12 protein-coding genes are annotated in these 14,347 nt (G+C 63.7%); 8 read left to right on the top strand and 4 right to left on the bottom strand.

Features of this window, described 5'->3' with window-relative positions; all coding sequences use genetic code 11:
* Positions 1-114: 114 nt before the first annotated feature.
* The 8 genes from Pan216_RS24875 (at position 115) to Pan216_RS24840 (ending at position 9,206) form a co-directional block, all read left to right on the top strand.
* On the top strand, positions 115-1,356 hold the full coding sequence (locus tag Pan216_RS24875; RefSeq protein ID WP_145262438.1) for an ROK family protein: 1,242 nt from the start codon (positions 115-117) through the stop codon (positions 1,354-1,356).
* Between the two features lie 263 nt (positions 1,357-1,619).
* Positions 1,620-2,339, top strand: coding sequence for a transaldolase family protein (locus tag Pan216_RS24870; RefSeq protein WP_419192963.1), 720 nt, complete (start codon positions 1,620-1,622; stop codon positions 2,337-2,339).
* Positions 2,340-2,398: 59 nt separating this feature from the next.
* On the top strand, positions 2,399-3,442 hold the full coding sequence (locus Pan216_RS24865) for a Gfo/Idh/MocA family protein (protein ID WP_145262436.1): 1,044 nt from the start codon (positions 2,399-2,401) through the stop codon (positions 3,440-3,442).
* A 12-nt stretch (positions 3,443-3,454) separates the two neighbouring features.
* Complete coding sequence (locus Pan216_RS24860) at positions 3,455-4,375, top strand: sugar phosphate isomerase/epimerase family protein (RefSeq protein ID WP_419192962.1); 921 nt, start codon at positions 3,455-3,457, stop codon at positions 4,373-4,375.
* Positions 4,376-4,486: 111 nt separating this feature from the next.
* A complete protein-coding gene (locus tag Pan216_RS24855) occupies positions 4,487-5,806 on the top strand; it encodes a Gfo/Idh/MocA family protein (protein WP_145262434.1) in 1,320 nt (439 codons plus the stop codon).
* A gap of 294 nt (positions 5,807-6,100) precedes the next feature.
* Positions 6,101-6,946 (top strand): 6-phosphogluconolactonase, encoded by an 846-nt coding sequence (locus Pan216_RS24850; protein WP_145262432.1) that lies wholly within the window; start codon positions 6,101-6,103, stop codon positions 6,944-6,946.
* Positions 6,947-7,150: 204 nt separating this feature from the next.
* Positions 7,151-7,861 carry a PIG-L deacetylase family protein gene (locus Pan216_RS24845; protein WP_145262430.1) on the top strand — a complete coding sequence of 237 codons (711 nt, stop codon included), beginning with the start codon at positions 7,151-7,153 and terminating at the stop codon, positions 7,859-7,861.
* A gap of 52 nt (positions 7,862-7,913) precedes the next feature.
* Positions 7,914-9,206 (top strand): MFS transporter, encoded by a 1,293-nt coding sequence (locus Pan216_RS24840; RefSeq protein ID WP_145262428.1) that lies wholly within the window; start codon positions 7,914-7,916, stop codon positions 9,204-9,206.
* Positions 9,207-9,393: 187 nt separating this feature from the next.
* Here Pan216_RS24840 and Pan216_RS24835 read toward each other — a convergent pair whose 3' ends face one another.
* From Pan216_RS24835 to hflC, 4 genes are all read right to left on the bottom strand, one after another.
* Positions 9,394-10,176, bottom strand: coding sequence for a cupin domain-containing protein (locus Pan216_RS24835; protein WP_419192961.1), 783 nt, complete (start codon positions 10,174-10,176; stop codon positions 9,394-9,396).
* A gap of 254 nt (positions 10,177-10,430) precedes the next feature.
* Positions 10,431-12,371: a heavy metal translocating P-type ATPase gene (locus Pan216_RS24830; protein ID WP_145262424.1), complete on the bottom strand. Its 1,941-nt coding sequence runs from the start codon at positions 12,369-12,371 to the stop codon at positions 10,431-10,433.
* A complete protein-coding gene (gene hflK, locus Pan216_RS24825; protein ID WP_145262422.1) occupies positions 12,368-13,372 on the bottom strand; it encodes a protease modulator HflK in 1,005 nt (334 codons plus the stop codon). The genes Pan216_RS24830 and hflK overlap by 4 nt, the downstream gene beginning before the upstream one ends.
* A complete protein-coding gene (hflC, locus tag Pan216_RS24820; RefSeq protein ID WP_419192960.1) occupies positions 13,369-14,343 on the bottom strand; it encodes a protease modulator HflC in 975 nt (324 codons plus the stop codon). The genes hflK and hflC overlap by 4 nt, the downstream gene beginning before the upstream one ends.
* Positions 14,344-14,347 lie beyond the last annotated feature (4 nt).

The following is a 14,347-nucleotide window of genomic DNA, read 5'->3' as shown; positions in this document are numbered from 1 at the left end:
CTAGCCAGGGAAAAGTTTGATTCTTGCCAGGATTTCTCTGGATGTGTCTCCGTCCGAGTTTATTATTTCATAACGACAGTCGCGTCGAGGCACTAGGAGGAGTGGGGCGACACGATGCACCCCCGACCGCGCGAAACCAAACTGGCCGCCAAGAAGAACGGGATCCTCAACGAGGTCTTCCGCAGTGGTGGCTGCTTGCGCTTCGATCTGGCGAGACGACTCAACATCAACGCCACGATGGTCGGAAACTACGTCGACGAGCTCCTAGGAGAGGGGTTGCTTGTCGAGGGCGATCCCGCCGCGGCTCCGCGTGGACGGGCGCCGCTGCTCATCAACCCGGAGCACGGCGCGTTCCTGGGGCTCGACTTCGAAGCCCTGCGGGCCCGGGCGGTCGCGTGCGACTTCGCTGGAAATGTCATCGCCCAAGAGGAACTGGCGTTCCCCGCCGAGGTATCACGGGAGAAGGTGCTCAAGCGGATTGTCGCCTTGGCCAAGCGGTTGGTGGCGCGGATCAAGGCGCCGCTGCTCTCGGTCGGCGTCGCCGCCCCCGGCCAAGTCGACTGCGAAGCGGGCCGGGTCATTCACTACCGCTTGCTTCCCGACTTCGACCAAGTCCCGATCCGCGACCGCTTCCAGGAAGTCGTCGAGGCGCCGGTCTTTGTCGAGGATAACATTCGCGCCGTCGCGTACGGCGAGCTTCTTCGTGGCAGCGGCCGAGGGATCCGTAACTTCCTTTGTCTGGCGGTCCGCTCCGGTGTCGGACTGGGGATCGTTGTCAATGGGGAACTCTACAGTGGCGCTCACTCGATGGCGGGGGAGGTTGGCTACATGGTCTTCCCCACTCCGGAGGGTCCACGGCTCGCGACCGATCTGGTTTCCGCCACCGGTTTCGTCGACGCGACGGTCAAGGCGATGAAGTCGCGAAAGCCAACCGACATTCGCAAGCGTCTCTTGCAGGAACGTGATCGGGTCGACTTGGCGGACATCGTGGCGGCGGCGCGGGAAGGCGACGAATGGTGTCGCGAGGCCCTCGAGCGGCTCGGGACTCATTTGGGGATGCTGGCGGCGAGCCTCGCCAACCTGTTCGCTCCGGAGAAGCTGGTCCTCGCCGGCGAGGTTCCCGGTTGTTCGCCCTTGGTTCGGCAACAGATGGAGAGGACATTCCGCCAGTACACCTTGCCCACGATTCTCGCGACGGCCTACCTGGAGGACGGAACGCTCGGCGGCTACGCGGGAGCCCTCGGGGCCGCGTGGCAGGGGTTCGCCCGAACGTTTCCGGTCAGTGAAAGCATCCTGGTGAGTCGGGCCAAGGAGAAGTTCGAACGTCAACGCGGAGAGTTCGCGGCCGAAGCCTAGGCTTCGTCTCAAAAGTTGATCGTCGGCCCGAGGCACAGCGAGTTGGTGGGGGACGAGGAGGTCGAAACAGGCGAATCCGTTGGATTCGTCGATGCAGGCCGACAAAGTCCCGCGGCAACGTAGCCAGCCGAAGCCAGAGCCGACTTTTGAGACGGAGCCTAGTGCTTTGGTCCATCTGCGTTCTAGGGTGCCACTGGCTTGTCAGTCAGTGCCCATGAGATGTGGACGCCGCCAACCTTAACGTTGAAACCGAGCGCCCGAGCGTGCTCGCGTCATGCGACTTGGCTCTCGGCCACGATGGCGATCTGGAGGAGGATGACTCGATGAAGCTGTTCCTCGATAGCGCGAAAGCCGACGAGATTCGCCACGCCCTTGAGTCTTGGGATCTCGACGGTCTCACGACCAACCCCAAGCACGTCAAGGCATCGGGCAAATCGTTTCGAGCCGTGCTGGACGAGATCGCCGAGCTGTTCGCGGGAACCGACAAGCCGGTGAGCGTCGAGGTCGATCCTCATCTGCTCGACTGGAGAAAGATCGTCAGCGCCGGAGCCGATCTGAGCACGCTGTCCCCGAACTTCGTCATTAAGGTCGGGGCGAGCGAGCACGGCTTTCGGGCGATCCGCGAATTGTCGTCCCGAGGCATCCGCACCAACGCGACCTTGATCTTCACCGTGGCCCAGGCTTGGCACGCCGCCCGCGCGGGCGCGACCTTCCTCAGTCCGTTCGTGGGCTGGAAGGAACAGTACGGCGAGGCCCCCGACACGCTCATCGGCGAGGTGCGGGCGATGCTCGACACACACGACTACTCCTCGGAGATCATCGGCGCCGCGATCCGCAACCCGCGCCAAGTGGGCGATCTCGCCGTGGCGGGCGCTCACTGCGTCACGGCGGGGCTCGCGGTCTACCAGGAGAGTGTTCGAAGTCCGTTCACGGACATGGGCGAGCAGATCTTCCAAGCGGCTTGGGACGAAACGCCGGCGTAGGCCCGCCACACGGGGCGATCGTCAATGCCAAGGGATGCAGGAACTCGATTGAGGTGGTGATGTCTTCATTGAGATTCGGACTGATTGGCTTCGGCGCTTGGGGAAAGTGCCATGCGAATGCCATCGCGAAGACCGAGGGGGCGGAGCTCGTCGCGATCGCCGCTCGTTCGGAGTCGACGTGCGCCGACGCCCGAACGGCCTATCCCGAGGCGTCGGTCACCTCCAACTTCGGGGAGATCGTCGGGCGTGACGACATCGATGTCGTCGACATCGTGGTGCCGAGCTACTTACATTTCGAGATCGCCTCCGCGGTCCTTTCATCCGGCAAACACCTGCTCCTCGAAAAGCCAATGTGCCTCTCGGTGGAGCACTGCGACGAGTTGATTCGCTTGGCGAAGCAACGTGGTGTGCTTCTCGCGATCGGGCATGAACTGCGGCTTTCGTCCCTCTGGGGCCAAGTCAAAACGATGATCGACGACGGCTTTCTCGGTGACCCACGCTACGCGTTGGTCGAGCTTTCGCGCAAGCCTTATCGCGTGGGCGCCGACGGCTGGCGCTACGACATCGACCGCGTCGGCAACTGGATTCTCGAGGAACCGATCCACTTCTTCGACTTGGCACGCTGGTATCTGTCGTCGAACGGAGAGCCTCAGTCGATCTTCGCGTCGGCGAGTTCCAAGCAACCCGATCACCCCGAGCTTCAAGACAATTTCAGCGCGATCATGCAGTTCTCGGGAGGCGCCTACGCGGTGATCTCCCAGACCTTGTCGATGTTCGAGCATCATCAGACGGTGAAGGTCACGGGAACGAAGGGATCGCTGTGGGCGGGCTGGAGCGGCGCGATGGACCGAACGCGCCGGCCCGATTTCTTCCTGAGAGCGGGTTCGGGCGACGAGGTCCAGGACATCCCGATCGAGAAGATCACCGGCGAGGTTTTCGAACTCGAGGATCAGATGGAGATGCTCGTCCAGGCGGCGCGCGACGGGCGACCGCTTCAGACCACCGGTGAGGACGGAAAGTGGTCGGTGGCGATGTGTCTCGCCGCGCAGCGTTCGGTCGACAGGGGCCAGCCGGTCGCGATGAGTGACGTGCTCTCTAGTTGACAGGGGGAGATCATGCCGAACGAGTCCCGCCAATCACACCAAGCGCTCGAGACGGTCGAAGGTGAAAAGCGTCACCTCGTCCGTCGAGAGTTTCTTCATGGAGTCGCGGCGACGGCCCTCCTCGGGAGCCTTGGCGCACCGAACACGCGAGCGTCCGTGTCGGGCGAACCGGGCCGCATCAAGAAGGCGGTCAAGTACCACATGATCAAGGAGGACTTGCCGGTCCTCGACAAGTTCCGGTTGCTCGCCGATCTCGGCTTCGACGGAACGGAGATTCACGTAACGACGACGATCGACCGCGACGAGGCTCGGCGCGCGAGCGAGGTCACCGGCGTCGCGATCCACGGGTTCTTGAACAGCAGCAAGCCCGACTTGGCGTATGCCATTGAGACCGCGGCGTTCTACGGAGCCACGAGCGTCTTGGTCGTGGCCGGAAGGGTCGATCAGGAGCACCCCTACGACCGGGTCTACCGGGAACAGCAGGATCGCATTCGTGCCGCGCTGCCCCAAGCCGAGCGCGAAGGGATCAAGCTACTCGTCGAGAACGTCTGGAACAACTTCCTGCTCAGTCCGCTGGAGATGGCGCGATTCCTCGACGAGTTCGATAGCCCCTCGGTGGGTGCCTACTTCGACGTCGGCAATGTTGTCCGTTTCGGTTGGCCGGACCAGTGGATTCGCATCCTGGGTGATCGCGTCGTCAAGCTCGACATCAAGGAATACAGTCGCCGCAAACAGGTGAGCGAAGGACTGCGCAAAGGGTTCAACGTCGAGATCGGCGAGGGGGATTGCGACTGGTCGGCCGTGAGGCGTGCCCTCGTCGATATCGGGTACACCTCCGGGTGGGCGACCGCCGAGGTCCCCGGAGGAGATCGCCGCCGACTCGCCGACATCGCGGCCCGAATGGATCGGGTGCTCGGCTTGGTCAAGCGCTGAGTCCACTCCACTCGCGAGTGGACGGTGCCCTAGAGAGGCCCGAGCCGACGGAGAGGAACCCGTGGCCGACATCGTGGTGGACGAACTGGAACTGAAGAAGGAGGAGATGTCATGCCGGAGCGAAATGAGCAAGATCGTTCGCGTCATTCGCGTCGAGGCTTTGTGCGGCGCTCGGCCGCGGCCGTCGGCGCTGGACTCGCTTTGGGGTCGCAAGTCGTCCCCAATGTCCATGCCGCGGGTAGCCAGACGCTGAAGATTGGGCTCGTCGGATGCGGCGGTCGGGGGCGTGGCGCCGCGGTGCAGGCGCTGAAGGCCGATCCCCAGACGCGGTTGGTGGCGCTTGCGGACGCATTTCCCGATCAGATCGAAACGACCCACTCTCTGTTTGGCCGGATGAAGGAGATTGCTCCGCGGGCCGAGGTGCCCAAGGATCGCTGCTACACGGGGTTCGACGCTTACCAGCAATTGATCGACAGCGACGTCGACGTGGTGTTGCTCGCCGCGCCGCCCCACTTTCGTCCGAAGCACATGCAGGCATGTGTCGAGGCCGGCAAACACGTTTTCGCGGAGAAGCCCGTCGCCGTCGACGCGGCGGGGGTGAAGGGCATCCTCGAGGCTGGCAAGGTCGCCAAGGAGAAGGACCTCGTTGTCGTCTCGGGGCTCTGTTGGCGCTACGACAACCGCGCCCGCGCGGCGATCGAGAAGATCCACAATGGCGACCTCGGGCATGTGGTCGCGATCCATTCGGTTTATAACGCCAGCCCTCCGGGGAAGCCCTGGCCGATGCGGCAAGACGCGTCGTGGGGACCGATGGAGGAGCAGCTTCGCAATTGGTACTGGTTCACCTGGCTCTCCGGGGACCACATCGTCGAGCAAGCCATTCACAGTATCGACAAGGGGGCTTGGGCGATTCGCGACGAGACGCCGCTCGCCGCGGTCGGGCTCGGCGGCCTACAAGCTCGTCAGGGGGATGAACTCGGATCAATCTTCGATCATCACACCGTCGTCTACGAACACGAGAATGGGTTGAAGCACTTCCACACCTGCCGCCAGCAGATCGGTTGCACCAACGACGTGGGAACGGAGGTCGTCGGGACCAACGGCATTTGCGACATCGACCGCGGCGTGATTCGGAACCACGACGGCGAGATCGTGTGGAAGTTCAAAGGCAAGCGGAACGTCATGCACCAGCAGGAACAGGACGACCTGATCGCCGCAATCCGAGCCGGGAAGCCGATCAACAACACCGAGTACATGGCCAAGAGCACGATGCAGGCGATCCTCGGACGCATGGCCAGCTACACCGGCAAAAGGATCACGTGGGATCAAGCGATGAACTCGAAGGAGGAATACGCCCTTCCGCGTTACGACTGGAAGATCACCCCCGAAACCCGGCCGATCGCCGTTCCCGGGACGACACGCTTCGTCTAGTGCTTTGTCTGATCCACAAGTTCGGGTGGTACTGGTCGCTGGTCAGCTAGTGAGAAGTGATCGTGGGTTCACAACCCGAAGTCTAGCGATTGACGCAGCCCTAGGCTTCGTCTCAAAAGTTGATCGTCGGCCCGAGGCACAGCGAGTTGGTGGGGGACGAGGAGGTCGAAACAGGCGAATCCGTTGGATTCGTCGAGATTTCCTCGGCACGGAAATTGGTCGCGAGAACCGTTCCCAGGCGGCACTGAATAGATCAACGGTCTGCTAGCTTGAACACCGTGGGGAGTGTCCATCGTGACGCGGAAAGAGGAGATCCGAACGCTGTTCGAGATGTCCCCCGACGACATGCGACGTCGGGCGGGGGAGCGGCTCGTCGTTTGCCGCGATATCGACGCGTTGCACCGTCACTTCGCCGCATCGATCGCGACGGAGATCGAAGTCAACAACGCCCGGGGGCGCCGGACTTCCCTCATTCTGCCGGTTGGTCCCACCGGGCAGTATCCGTTGCTCGCCGAACTCATCAACGAGCGGCGCATCGGTCTCGAGCGGTGTTGGTTTTTCATGATGGACGAGCAGTGCGACGAGAACGGTATTGTGTTGCCACCCGAGCATCCGCTCAGTTTTCGTGGCGTGCTGAACGAGCTCTTCACGAGTCGCGTTCGGCCCGAGTTCGCCATTCCCCCGGAGCAACTCATCTTCCCCGACCACCGGAACGTGCACGAACTCGAGGGCCTTATCGAGTCGGTCGGCGGCGTCGATACGACCTACGGCGGCATCGGGATTCACGGCCATTTGGCCTACAACGAACCGGCGCCCGAGGTGCGCGACTCGAACCCCCGGCTGGTGGAGCTCAACGACTTCACTCGTACCATCAACGCCATCCGCTCGGAGATCGGCGGCAACCTCGAGGGGCATCCCCGCAAGGGCATCACCCTCGGCATGCGCCAACTCCTGGGTGCCGAGCGCCTCCGGCTCTATTGTCGCAACGGTATTTCGCTCGATTGGGCGAACACGGTGCTGCGGCTTGCCCTCTTTGGCGAACCCGGCGATGACTATCCCGTGACACACATTCGCGGCCATCGCGACTATGTCGTCGTAACCGACGAGGAGACCGCCCGCGTCCCGCGCTACGTCGTCTAGCAGTCCGTTGATGGAAGCGGGCCAAGGCGTGAACGGGCTTTGGTTCCATGCCCACGCTGGCGGTGGGCATGCGGGAAACGCCTGTGATTGGGCAGTCTCCCGCACGAGTGGGGAACGAGTTTCCATCAAGCGAACTGGTCCGTCAGGACACTGGGCGGCGGCGAATCATTCGATCACCTCCGAGGTGGGAGACGAAGCGAACTCATGAGGCTCGATTTCGCAAATGAACGGGTGCTCGCCATCGTTGCGCATCCCGACGACGCCGAGTTGCTCTGCGCTGGAACGCTGGCGCGGGCCAAACACGATGGCGCGGCCGTTGGCATCGGCGTGCTCTGTCGCGGCGACAAGGGTCAGCCGAACGAACCGATCGCCAACCTTGCCGATGTCCGCCGTGAGGAGATGATGTCCGCCGCGGAGATCCTCGGCGCCGAGCTGTTCACCGGAGAGTTCGGGGACAGCGAGCTGTACGATTCCCCCGCATCGCGCCGGGTCGTGGTCGACATCCTGCGGCGTTTCCGTCCGACGCTGCTCCTCGGCCACTCGCCCAGCGACTACCACACCGACCATCGCGCGACCTCCGCCCTCGTCGATGTCGCGTCGTGGATGAGCGCCTCGACCGGGTACGCGACCGAGCACGAGCCCCTCGCGGAGCCGCCGGTCCTCTGGTGGATGGACAACGTCGAGATGATTGCCTTCGAACCGCATGGCTACATCGACGTCTCGGAGGTCGTCGACGTCAAGCACCGCATGTTGGCCTGCCACGCGAGCCAACTCGCTCGCGGCGGGGACGAGAACCTATCGCCCTTGGAAGAGGTGATGGTTCGGCAGTACTCGACGCGAGGCGCCCAGGCTCGCGTGCGGGCGGCGGAGGCGTTTCGGTTCCACGCGAGCTGGAAACGGATCGGGGCCTTTTGACACGTGGCCGTCACCACGCGGGATGGTCATTCGCGACACAAAGAGAGCAACCATGAATAGCACGTCCGAAAAGACGGAACGTTGGTACCACGGCGTCACTCGCTACCAGTGGCTGGTCCTCGCCATCGCCTCGGCGGGCTGGGTCTTCGATGTCTACGAAGGTCAGGTCTTCAACATCACCCGCACCCAGATGCTCTCGGACATCCTCGGCGGCGAGGGCGGGGACGTCAAACGCTACGGAGACTTCTTCCTGGCAATCTTCCTTTTGGGAGGAACTGTCGGCGGACTGGCGGCGGGATCGCTGGCCGACCGCTTCGGACGGCGTCCGATCATGGTCGTCACCATCCTGATGTACTCGCTCTTCTCCGGTTTGACCTTCTTCGCCACCGAACTCTGGCAAGTCGCGGCCCTTCGCTTCCTCGTCGCCCTGGGGGTAGGAGGCGAATGGGCGGTCGCGGCCAGCCTAGTCGCCGAGGTCTTTCCCGTTCGGGCCCGGGCGCACGCGTCGGGCATCTTTCAAGCGTCGAGCGTGCTCGGGACCTGGTTCGCCGCGCTGGCCGGCATCGCGGTAGGAGCCCAATGGCGTTACGCCTACCTAATCGGGATCATCCCCGCCCTCCTGGTCCTCTGGATCCGCTCCAGCGTTCGCGAGCCCGAGTCCTGGCAAGCGACCAAGTCGGAAGCGGAGTCGTCGGAGGGGGGACGGCAACTTGGCAGTTTCCGGGAACTGCTGCTCACGCCCCAATGGGGGAGTCGAGCGCTGCTCGGCATGGCGCTGGCCGCCATCGGGCTGGGAACGTTCTGGTCGGTGACGGTGGCGGGACAGGACCTGGCACGCGAACTCCTACTCCGCGAGGGAACCAGCCCCGACATCGCTTCGAGGAACGCGAAGTTCGCCTTCGGCATCGTCCAGACCGCGGGAGGCGGACTGGGGCTATTGGCCTTTGGCCCTCTCTGTGCACGTTTCGGACGGCGCTTCTCGTTCGTGGCGATGCAATTGTTGGCCTTCCTCATCGTCCCGGTGACGTGCTACCTGCCCGGTTCCTTCCCGCAGCTCTTGGTGATCCTTCCCGTTTTCGGGTTTTTCACGCTCGGGATCCATTCGGGATACGCGATCTACTTCCCCGAACTCTTTCCCACCCATCTCCGCGCGACGGGGACAAGCTTCTGTTTCAACGGCGGCCGAGTTCTCGCGGTGCCCGTTCTCCTCTTCTCCGGCTGGCTGAAGTCGCAGCAGGGAGTCGACCTTCGCCTCGCCATCACGGCGCTCGGTTCGTTGTTCCTGGTCGGCGTGGTTCTGATGTTCTTTCTGCCCGAGACCAAGGGGAAAGAACTGCCCCGGTAGGGGACCTTCGCCTCGCTGGCCGTCGGGACGGGGCCGAGTAACTCTTGGGGGGGGAATCTTGTCTTGGGTGCAATGTCCACGCCAGCGTGAGCCCCAAGGGAATGCTTGCGCTTGCCGAGGGCTTTGCGGAAACAACGTCGTGTTCCGACACCTCGTCAACAGGACGAACCAACTCTTGAGAAGGGGGCTACGTCGTCAGCCGATCGACCGACCCGTCCATGAAGTCGCTGTTCTTGTCGCCGACCCAGTAGCGCTCGCCGGCGATGCACCAGATGAAGTGCAACTCTTCGTCATGGCTGAAGACCGGATGGTAGTTCAGTAGCGGGATCGTCACCGCGTCGAGTTCGTCGACGGAGTGCACGAAGGTCTTCTCCTCCTCGCTCGCGTAGACCTCCATCGCCCCACGTCCACGAGTGAAGATGTAGACCTCCTCCTGGTCCGTATGATTGTGTGGCGGCCACGAGCGCGCGTGGGGCTCGAAGATCGTGTAGCCGGCGATGAGATGATCCGCCGACTCCGTGACATCGAACATCAGGAAGACATCCTTCTTGTCGAGATGCCTGATCCGTGTCTCGTCGGCGCGGATCTTTTCCCAGGACGAATGAACGACAGGATGAGTCGTCGCCGCCGGAGCACGGCAGACCACGAGGAGGGCCTCCGCGTCGACGGGATTCCGAAAACGGTAAGCCGCTCCTCGAGGGACGTAGAGCGTGTCGTAGTGCCCCAGCGCGTAGCGATCCTCCCCCAACTCGACCTCCGGGTTCCCGTCGAGGCAGAAGAGGAGGGCTTCCTGGTCGGGATGCGCGATCGCGTCACTGGAGCCGCTTGGCGCCAAGCGATAGTGTCCGTAGGTGAGCAGGTCGAGGTTCGAGGAGGTCGGGCTCGATTTCTCCTCGTAGCGGAAAACGCTCGCGTCGCCACGGAGCAGATGGGCCTCTTGGACACTCGCGTTCGATTCGTCGCCGCTCATCACGTCTCTCCCCCTTCTCCCGCCGATTGCGCCCCGATCCCCGGATGTCACCCGTATGAGGTTGGTCTTGGATCTCATCCCCACGTCTTCGTGAAATTCGTGGGCATGCGCGGTGGCCCGCGAGTTGCCCCATCCAACGTCCACACGACGACCCGTCCAAAGCATCGCCGACCCGAGGGATGCTGATTCTGTTTTCATAAATAAGTCTGCCAGGTATGCTGACGGGAAGCAAGACGGAATCGAGAGGAGGCGTGCTACCGAAAACGGAGAAGGCGGGCACTGTTGAAGAGGACGAACGATTCGCCGACGTGATGCAGGACGGCGCCCGCGAGAGGGGTCACGATACCGGCCGAGGCGAGCAAGATCATGCCCAGCGGGACCACGATGCCGACCGCGAGGTTCTGATGGATCGCGCGTCGGGTGAGCCGGGAAAGACGGATCATCGCCGGGAGTCGCCGCAGGTCGGCCCCCATCAAGACGATGTCGGCGCTTTGCATCGCGATGTCCGAACCCATCGCCCCCATCGCGACCCCGACGTCCCCTTCGGTCAACGCTGGGGAATCGTTAACGCCGTCGCCGACAACCAAGACCGACATCGGTTCCTGGGTCGCCGCCGCGTGACGTTCGTGGCGCACTGCCTCGAGTTTCTCTTCCGGCAAGACGTCCGCGATCACCTCATCGACGCCGAGGTGCTGGCCGATGGGCTCGGCAACCCGCCGCCGATCCCCCGTCAGTAGGACGACTCGCTCGATGTCGAGTTCGCGCAGTTCCTCAATGGCGTGATGAGCGTCCTCGCGCGGACGGTCGGCGAAGAGAAGGCACCCGAGGACCTCTCGCGCATCGGTTCTTGAGTCGGCTCGCGCGACCCAAACGACCGGTCCCTCGTGCGCCGGTTCCTCGGGCATCGCGAACCCTTGCTGCGTGAGCCAATCCGCGCGGCCGAGGTAGTGGACCAACTCCCCGATCGTCGCACGGACTCCCTTTCCCGCTGTCTCGTGGATCTCGCCGAGCGGACGTTCCCGGGTCGGGTCGGAGGCATGGACCGCCGCGACGACCGCACGGCTCACCGGATGAAGCGAGCCATGGGCGCACGCGAACGCCGAGTCGTGGAGGACCGCGACGGAATGCTCCCCGCAAGGTTCCGCGCCGATCAGTTCGAGTTTGCCGTACGTGACGGTTCCCGTCTTGTCGAGGACCGCGACCTCGACATCGGCCAGCACTTCGACGAACTTGCTGTTCTTGATCAGCACGCCCAGCCGTGAGGCGACCGCCAGGCACGCGATCATCGCCGAGGGGCCCGCGAGCAGAAAGCCGACGGGGCAGGCGACGACCAGAATGGCGATCGCGCGCGACGGATCGCGGGTGAGAAAGAGGACGGCCGCCGCGATGATCAGCACCAGCGGCACGTAGTAGCCGACATAGCGCTCGATCGCCTTGGCCACGGGCGTCTTCGATTGCTCGGCCGCGGCGAGCATCTCTCGAAGTCGCCCCAGCGTCGTTCGTTCTCCCGCCTTGTCGACGCGAATACGAATCATCCCCGTCAGGTTGACGCAACCCGCGAAGACGAGACAGCCTTCCGAAGCATCGACCGGGATCGACTCGCCTGTCATCATCGACTGGTCGATCGTCGACTCGCCGAGAACGACCTCACCGTCGGCGGGCAGAACATCGCCCGGCCGAACGACGACGATGTCACCGCCCCGCAGGGAGTCGGGGTCGACCGCGACCTCGCCGTCGTCGGTCAGCAGCATCGCTCGCCGGGCCGTTAGACGCTCGAGCCCCTCGATCGCGGCTTGCGCCCCGAGGAGACTTCGTTCCTCGAGAAAGTGCCCGAGATGAACAATGACCGGAACGAGTGTCGCGGTGATGAAGTCGCCCGAGGCCATGGCGGCGAGTGCCGCGAGCGCGACGAGTTGGTTGCTCTGCGAGTTCGGGTCGGAGGTCCAGAGACCGCGGGCGCCGTCGACGATGATCGGAAGGGCGACGATCAGCGCGGCCAGTCCCATCGTCAACTCGCCGACCGAACGCTGTTCCGGCGGCCCCAACCAGATCTGCGACAAGCCGACGATTAAGAGACCGCCAGCGATCATCGCCGAGCCGAGTTGGACCGCGATTCGGCGACGTTCCGTTCCGGTCAACACGGAATCGAGACGACGTTCGAGTTGGGCACTTGCCGTCATCGCGAGGGAACTCATTGGGTGACCTCCCCGCCACGCAGGAATAAACGCGTTCCGGGAGTAACGAAGTCGAGCCGTCCGACCTGGCGACGGACGAACTCCATCGTCTCGAAGTAGAGTCGATCGCGGACGACCGTCGGCTCCTTCCGGTAGGCGGCGTGGACTTGGCGAAAGACGTCCGCCCTAGTCGTCGCGGTACCGAGCATCGACTGCTCTTGCTGCTTGGCGTCGGCGACGACGCGATTGACCTCCGCCTTGGCCTGCAACAAGGTCTTGCTCGCGAACCCCTCCGCTTCCCGCTTGGCGGTCTCCTTCTGGATCTTCGCGCTCTGGACATCGCGAAACGCGTCGACGACATGACGTGGGGGATGCATCTCGGTGAACTCGATCGTCGTCAGCCGAATCCCGATGTCGATCTGGTCGAGACGGCCTTGGGCCCGTTCCTCGACCGCCGTCGATAGACGCCGTAGCGAAGCCGCGGAATCTCGCTCGGCATCGCCGCGTTGTAAGCGAAGGGCTTCGTCGACGGGCCATTCGACCAGCGTCTCGGTCACGGAGGCGAGCACGACATCGCGGAGGACACGCTCGGGTTTCTCCACCCGAAGTCGATAGTTGATTGGGTCGGCGATGCGGTACTTGACCGCCATCTTGGTTTGAACGATGTTCCGATCGCCGGTGAGGGCGTAGCCTTCGACGAGGGGATCGATCGTTGGTCCGATCGCCGTCTCGAGCGAGTTCCAAAGGTCGGCGAGGATGAGTTCCCCTTCGCGGCGCACCGGCACGTCGATCACTTCGTCGATCGGGTAGGGCCACGCCAGCAAGAGGCCTGGCTGATTGATCTGCTCGTCGCGCGTCGCTCCCTGGAGTCGGCCGAAGCGAAGCACGAGGGCGACGCTACCGGGCGGCACGCTGGTGATTCCCGAGCAGAGAAACGACAGGACGAGGACCGCGAAGACCCAGCGCAGCGCGCGCGAGCCGGCGTCGAGGGCATCGGTCAACCGGGAGAGGCGACGCTTCACGGTTCACCCCGTCGCGAAATCGACTGCTTCTCGAGCGACGGAGTGTCGGGAGGAGCTTTCTCGGTTGGTGGGGAGAGGACGTCGAAGAACCCCTGTTCGGTCGTCATGATGATGGTCGCTTTGGCGCCGAGGGTCGCTTTGACGGCCTCCAGCGAGCGCCAATAGCGGTAGAAACTCGGATCGAGTTCCCGCACGGCGGCGTAGATCGCCGCCGCTTCGCTCTCGGCCTTGGCGCGAATCCGGCCCGCTTCCTGTCGTCCGCTCCGCAAGATCTGCTCGGCCTCGACGCGGGCGTCGTCGCGAATTCGGTTGGCTTCGGTCGTGCCCTCCTCGCGGAGGCGATCGGCCTCGGCGACCCGCTCGGCCCTCATCTGGGCAAGGACGGCCGCGACGTTCTCCTCCGGATAGGCGATCCGCTTGATGCCGACCTGGTCGACGACGATGCCGAACTTTTCCTGGGCGGGGCCGCGAACCTGTTCGAGGATCGCTTGGTCGATCGCGTCGGTCTTGATGGTGTCGGCGTCGGTGGAGACCAGCGCGGTGAGTTCATGGTTGCCGAACTCGACGTTCTTCGCGGCGGTGACCATGCCGTCGAGTTTGCTCGCCCCGGCTTGGAGGCTTCCGACCGCCTGTAGGAACCGAAGCGGTTGCTCGACGCGCCAGACAACGTAGGCGAGCACGACGACGTTCTTGCGATCCTTGGTGAAGGTGGCGGTGTAGGGCGTATTGAAGACTTGCTTGCGAAGGTCGATCGGATGGACTTGGTCGATCGGCCAGGGGAGCTTGGCGTAGGGGCCCGGCGCGAGGATCTCCCGAACGGGATTGCCGAAGCGGGTCACCACCGCGCCGGAGCCTTCGGGGATCTGGAAGTAGGCGCTGTAGCCGACGATCAGGACGACCAATCCGATCGCGATCCCCAGCCGCGCGAGGCGACTGGCTCCGCTGGGTCGGTCGGGAGTCGCGTTTGTCATGCTG

Origin of the sequence: Kolteria novifilia, from assembly GCA_007748055.1 — a bacterium.
Lineage (GTDB): Bacteria > Planctomycetota > Planctomycetia > Kolteriales > Kolteriaceae > Kolteria > Kolteria novifilia.
The sequence above is the reverse complement of the archived record's forward strand: the minus strand, read 5'-3'. Positions and strand labels throughout refer to the sequence as shown.

What these genes read in the sequence shown, in the direction of transcription:
- Pan216_RS24875 (WP_145262438.1), top strand. Translation starts at nt 115, where the DNA reads ATGCACCCCCGACCGCGCGAAACCAAACTGGCCGCCAAGAAGAACGGG.
- Pan216_RS24865 (WP_145262436.1), top strand. Translation starts at nt 2,399, where the DNA reads ATGTCTTCATTGAGATTCGGACTGATTGGCTTCGGCGCTTGGGGAAAG.
- Pan216_RS24860 (WP_419192962.1), top strand. Translation starts at nt 3,455, where the DNA reads ATGCCGAACGAGTCCCGCCAATCACACCAAGCGCTCGAGACGGTCGAA.
- Pan216_RS24855 (WP_145262434.1), top strand. Translation starts at nt 4,487, where the DNA reads ATGCCGGAGCGAAATGAGCAAGATCGTTCGCGTCATTCGCGTCGAGGC.
- Pan216_RS24845 (WP_145262430.1), top strand. Translation starts at nt 7,151, where the DNA reads ATGAGGCTCGATTTCGCAAATGAACGGGTGCTCGCCATCGTTGCGCAT.
- Pan216_RS24840 (WP_145262428.1), top strand. Translation starts at nt 7,914, where the DNA reads ATGAATAGCACGTCCGAAAAGACGGAACGTTGGTACCACGGCGTCACT.
- Pan216_RS24835 (WP_419192961.1), bottom strand. Translation starts at nt 10,176, where the DNA reads ATGAGCGGCGACGAATCGAACGCGAGTGTCCAAGAGGCCCATCTGCTC.
- Pan216_RS24830 (WP_145262424.1), bottom strand. Translation starts at nt 12,371, where the DNA reads ATGAGTTCCCTCGCGATGACGGCAAGTGCCCAACTCGAACGTCGTCTC.
- hflC (WP_419192960.1), bottom strand. Translation starts at nt 14,343, where the DNA reads ATGACAAACGCGACTCCCGACCGACCCAGCGGAGCCAGTCGCCTCGCG.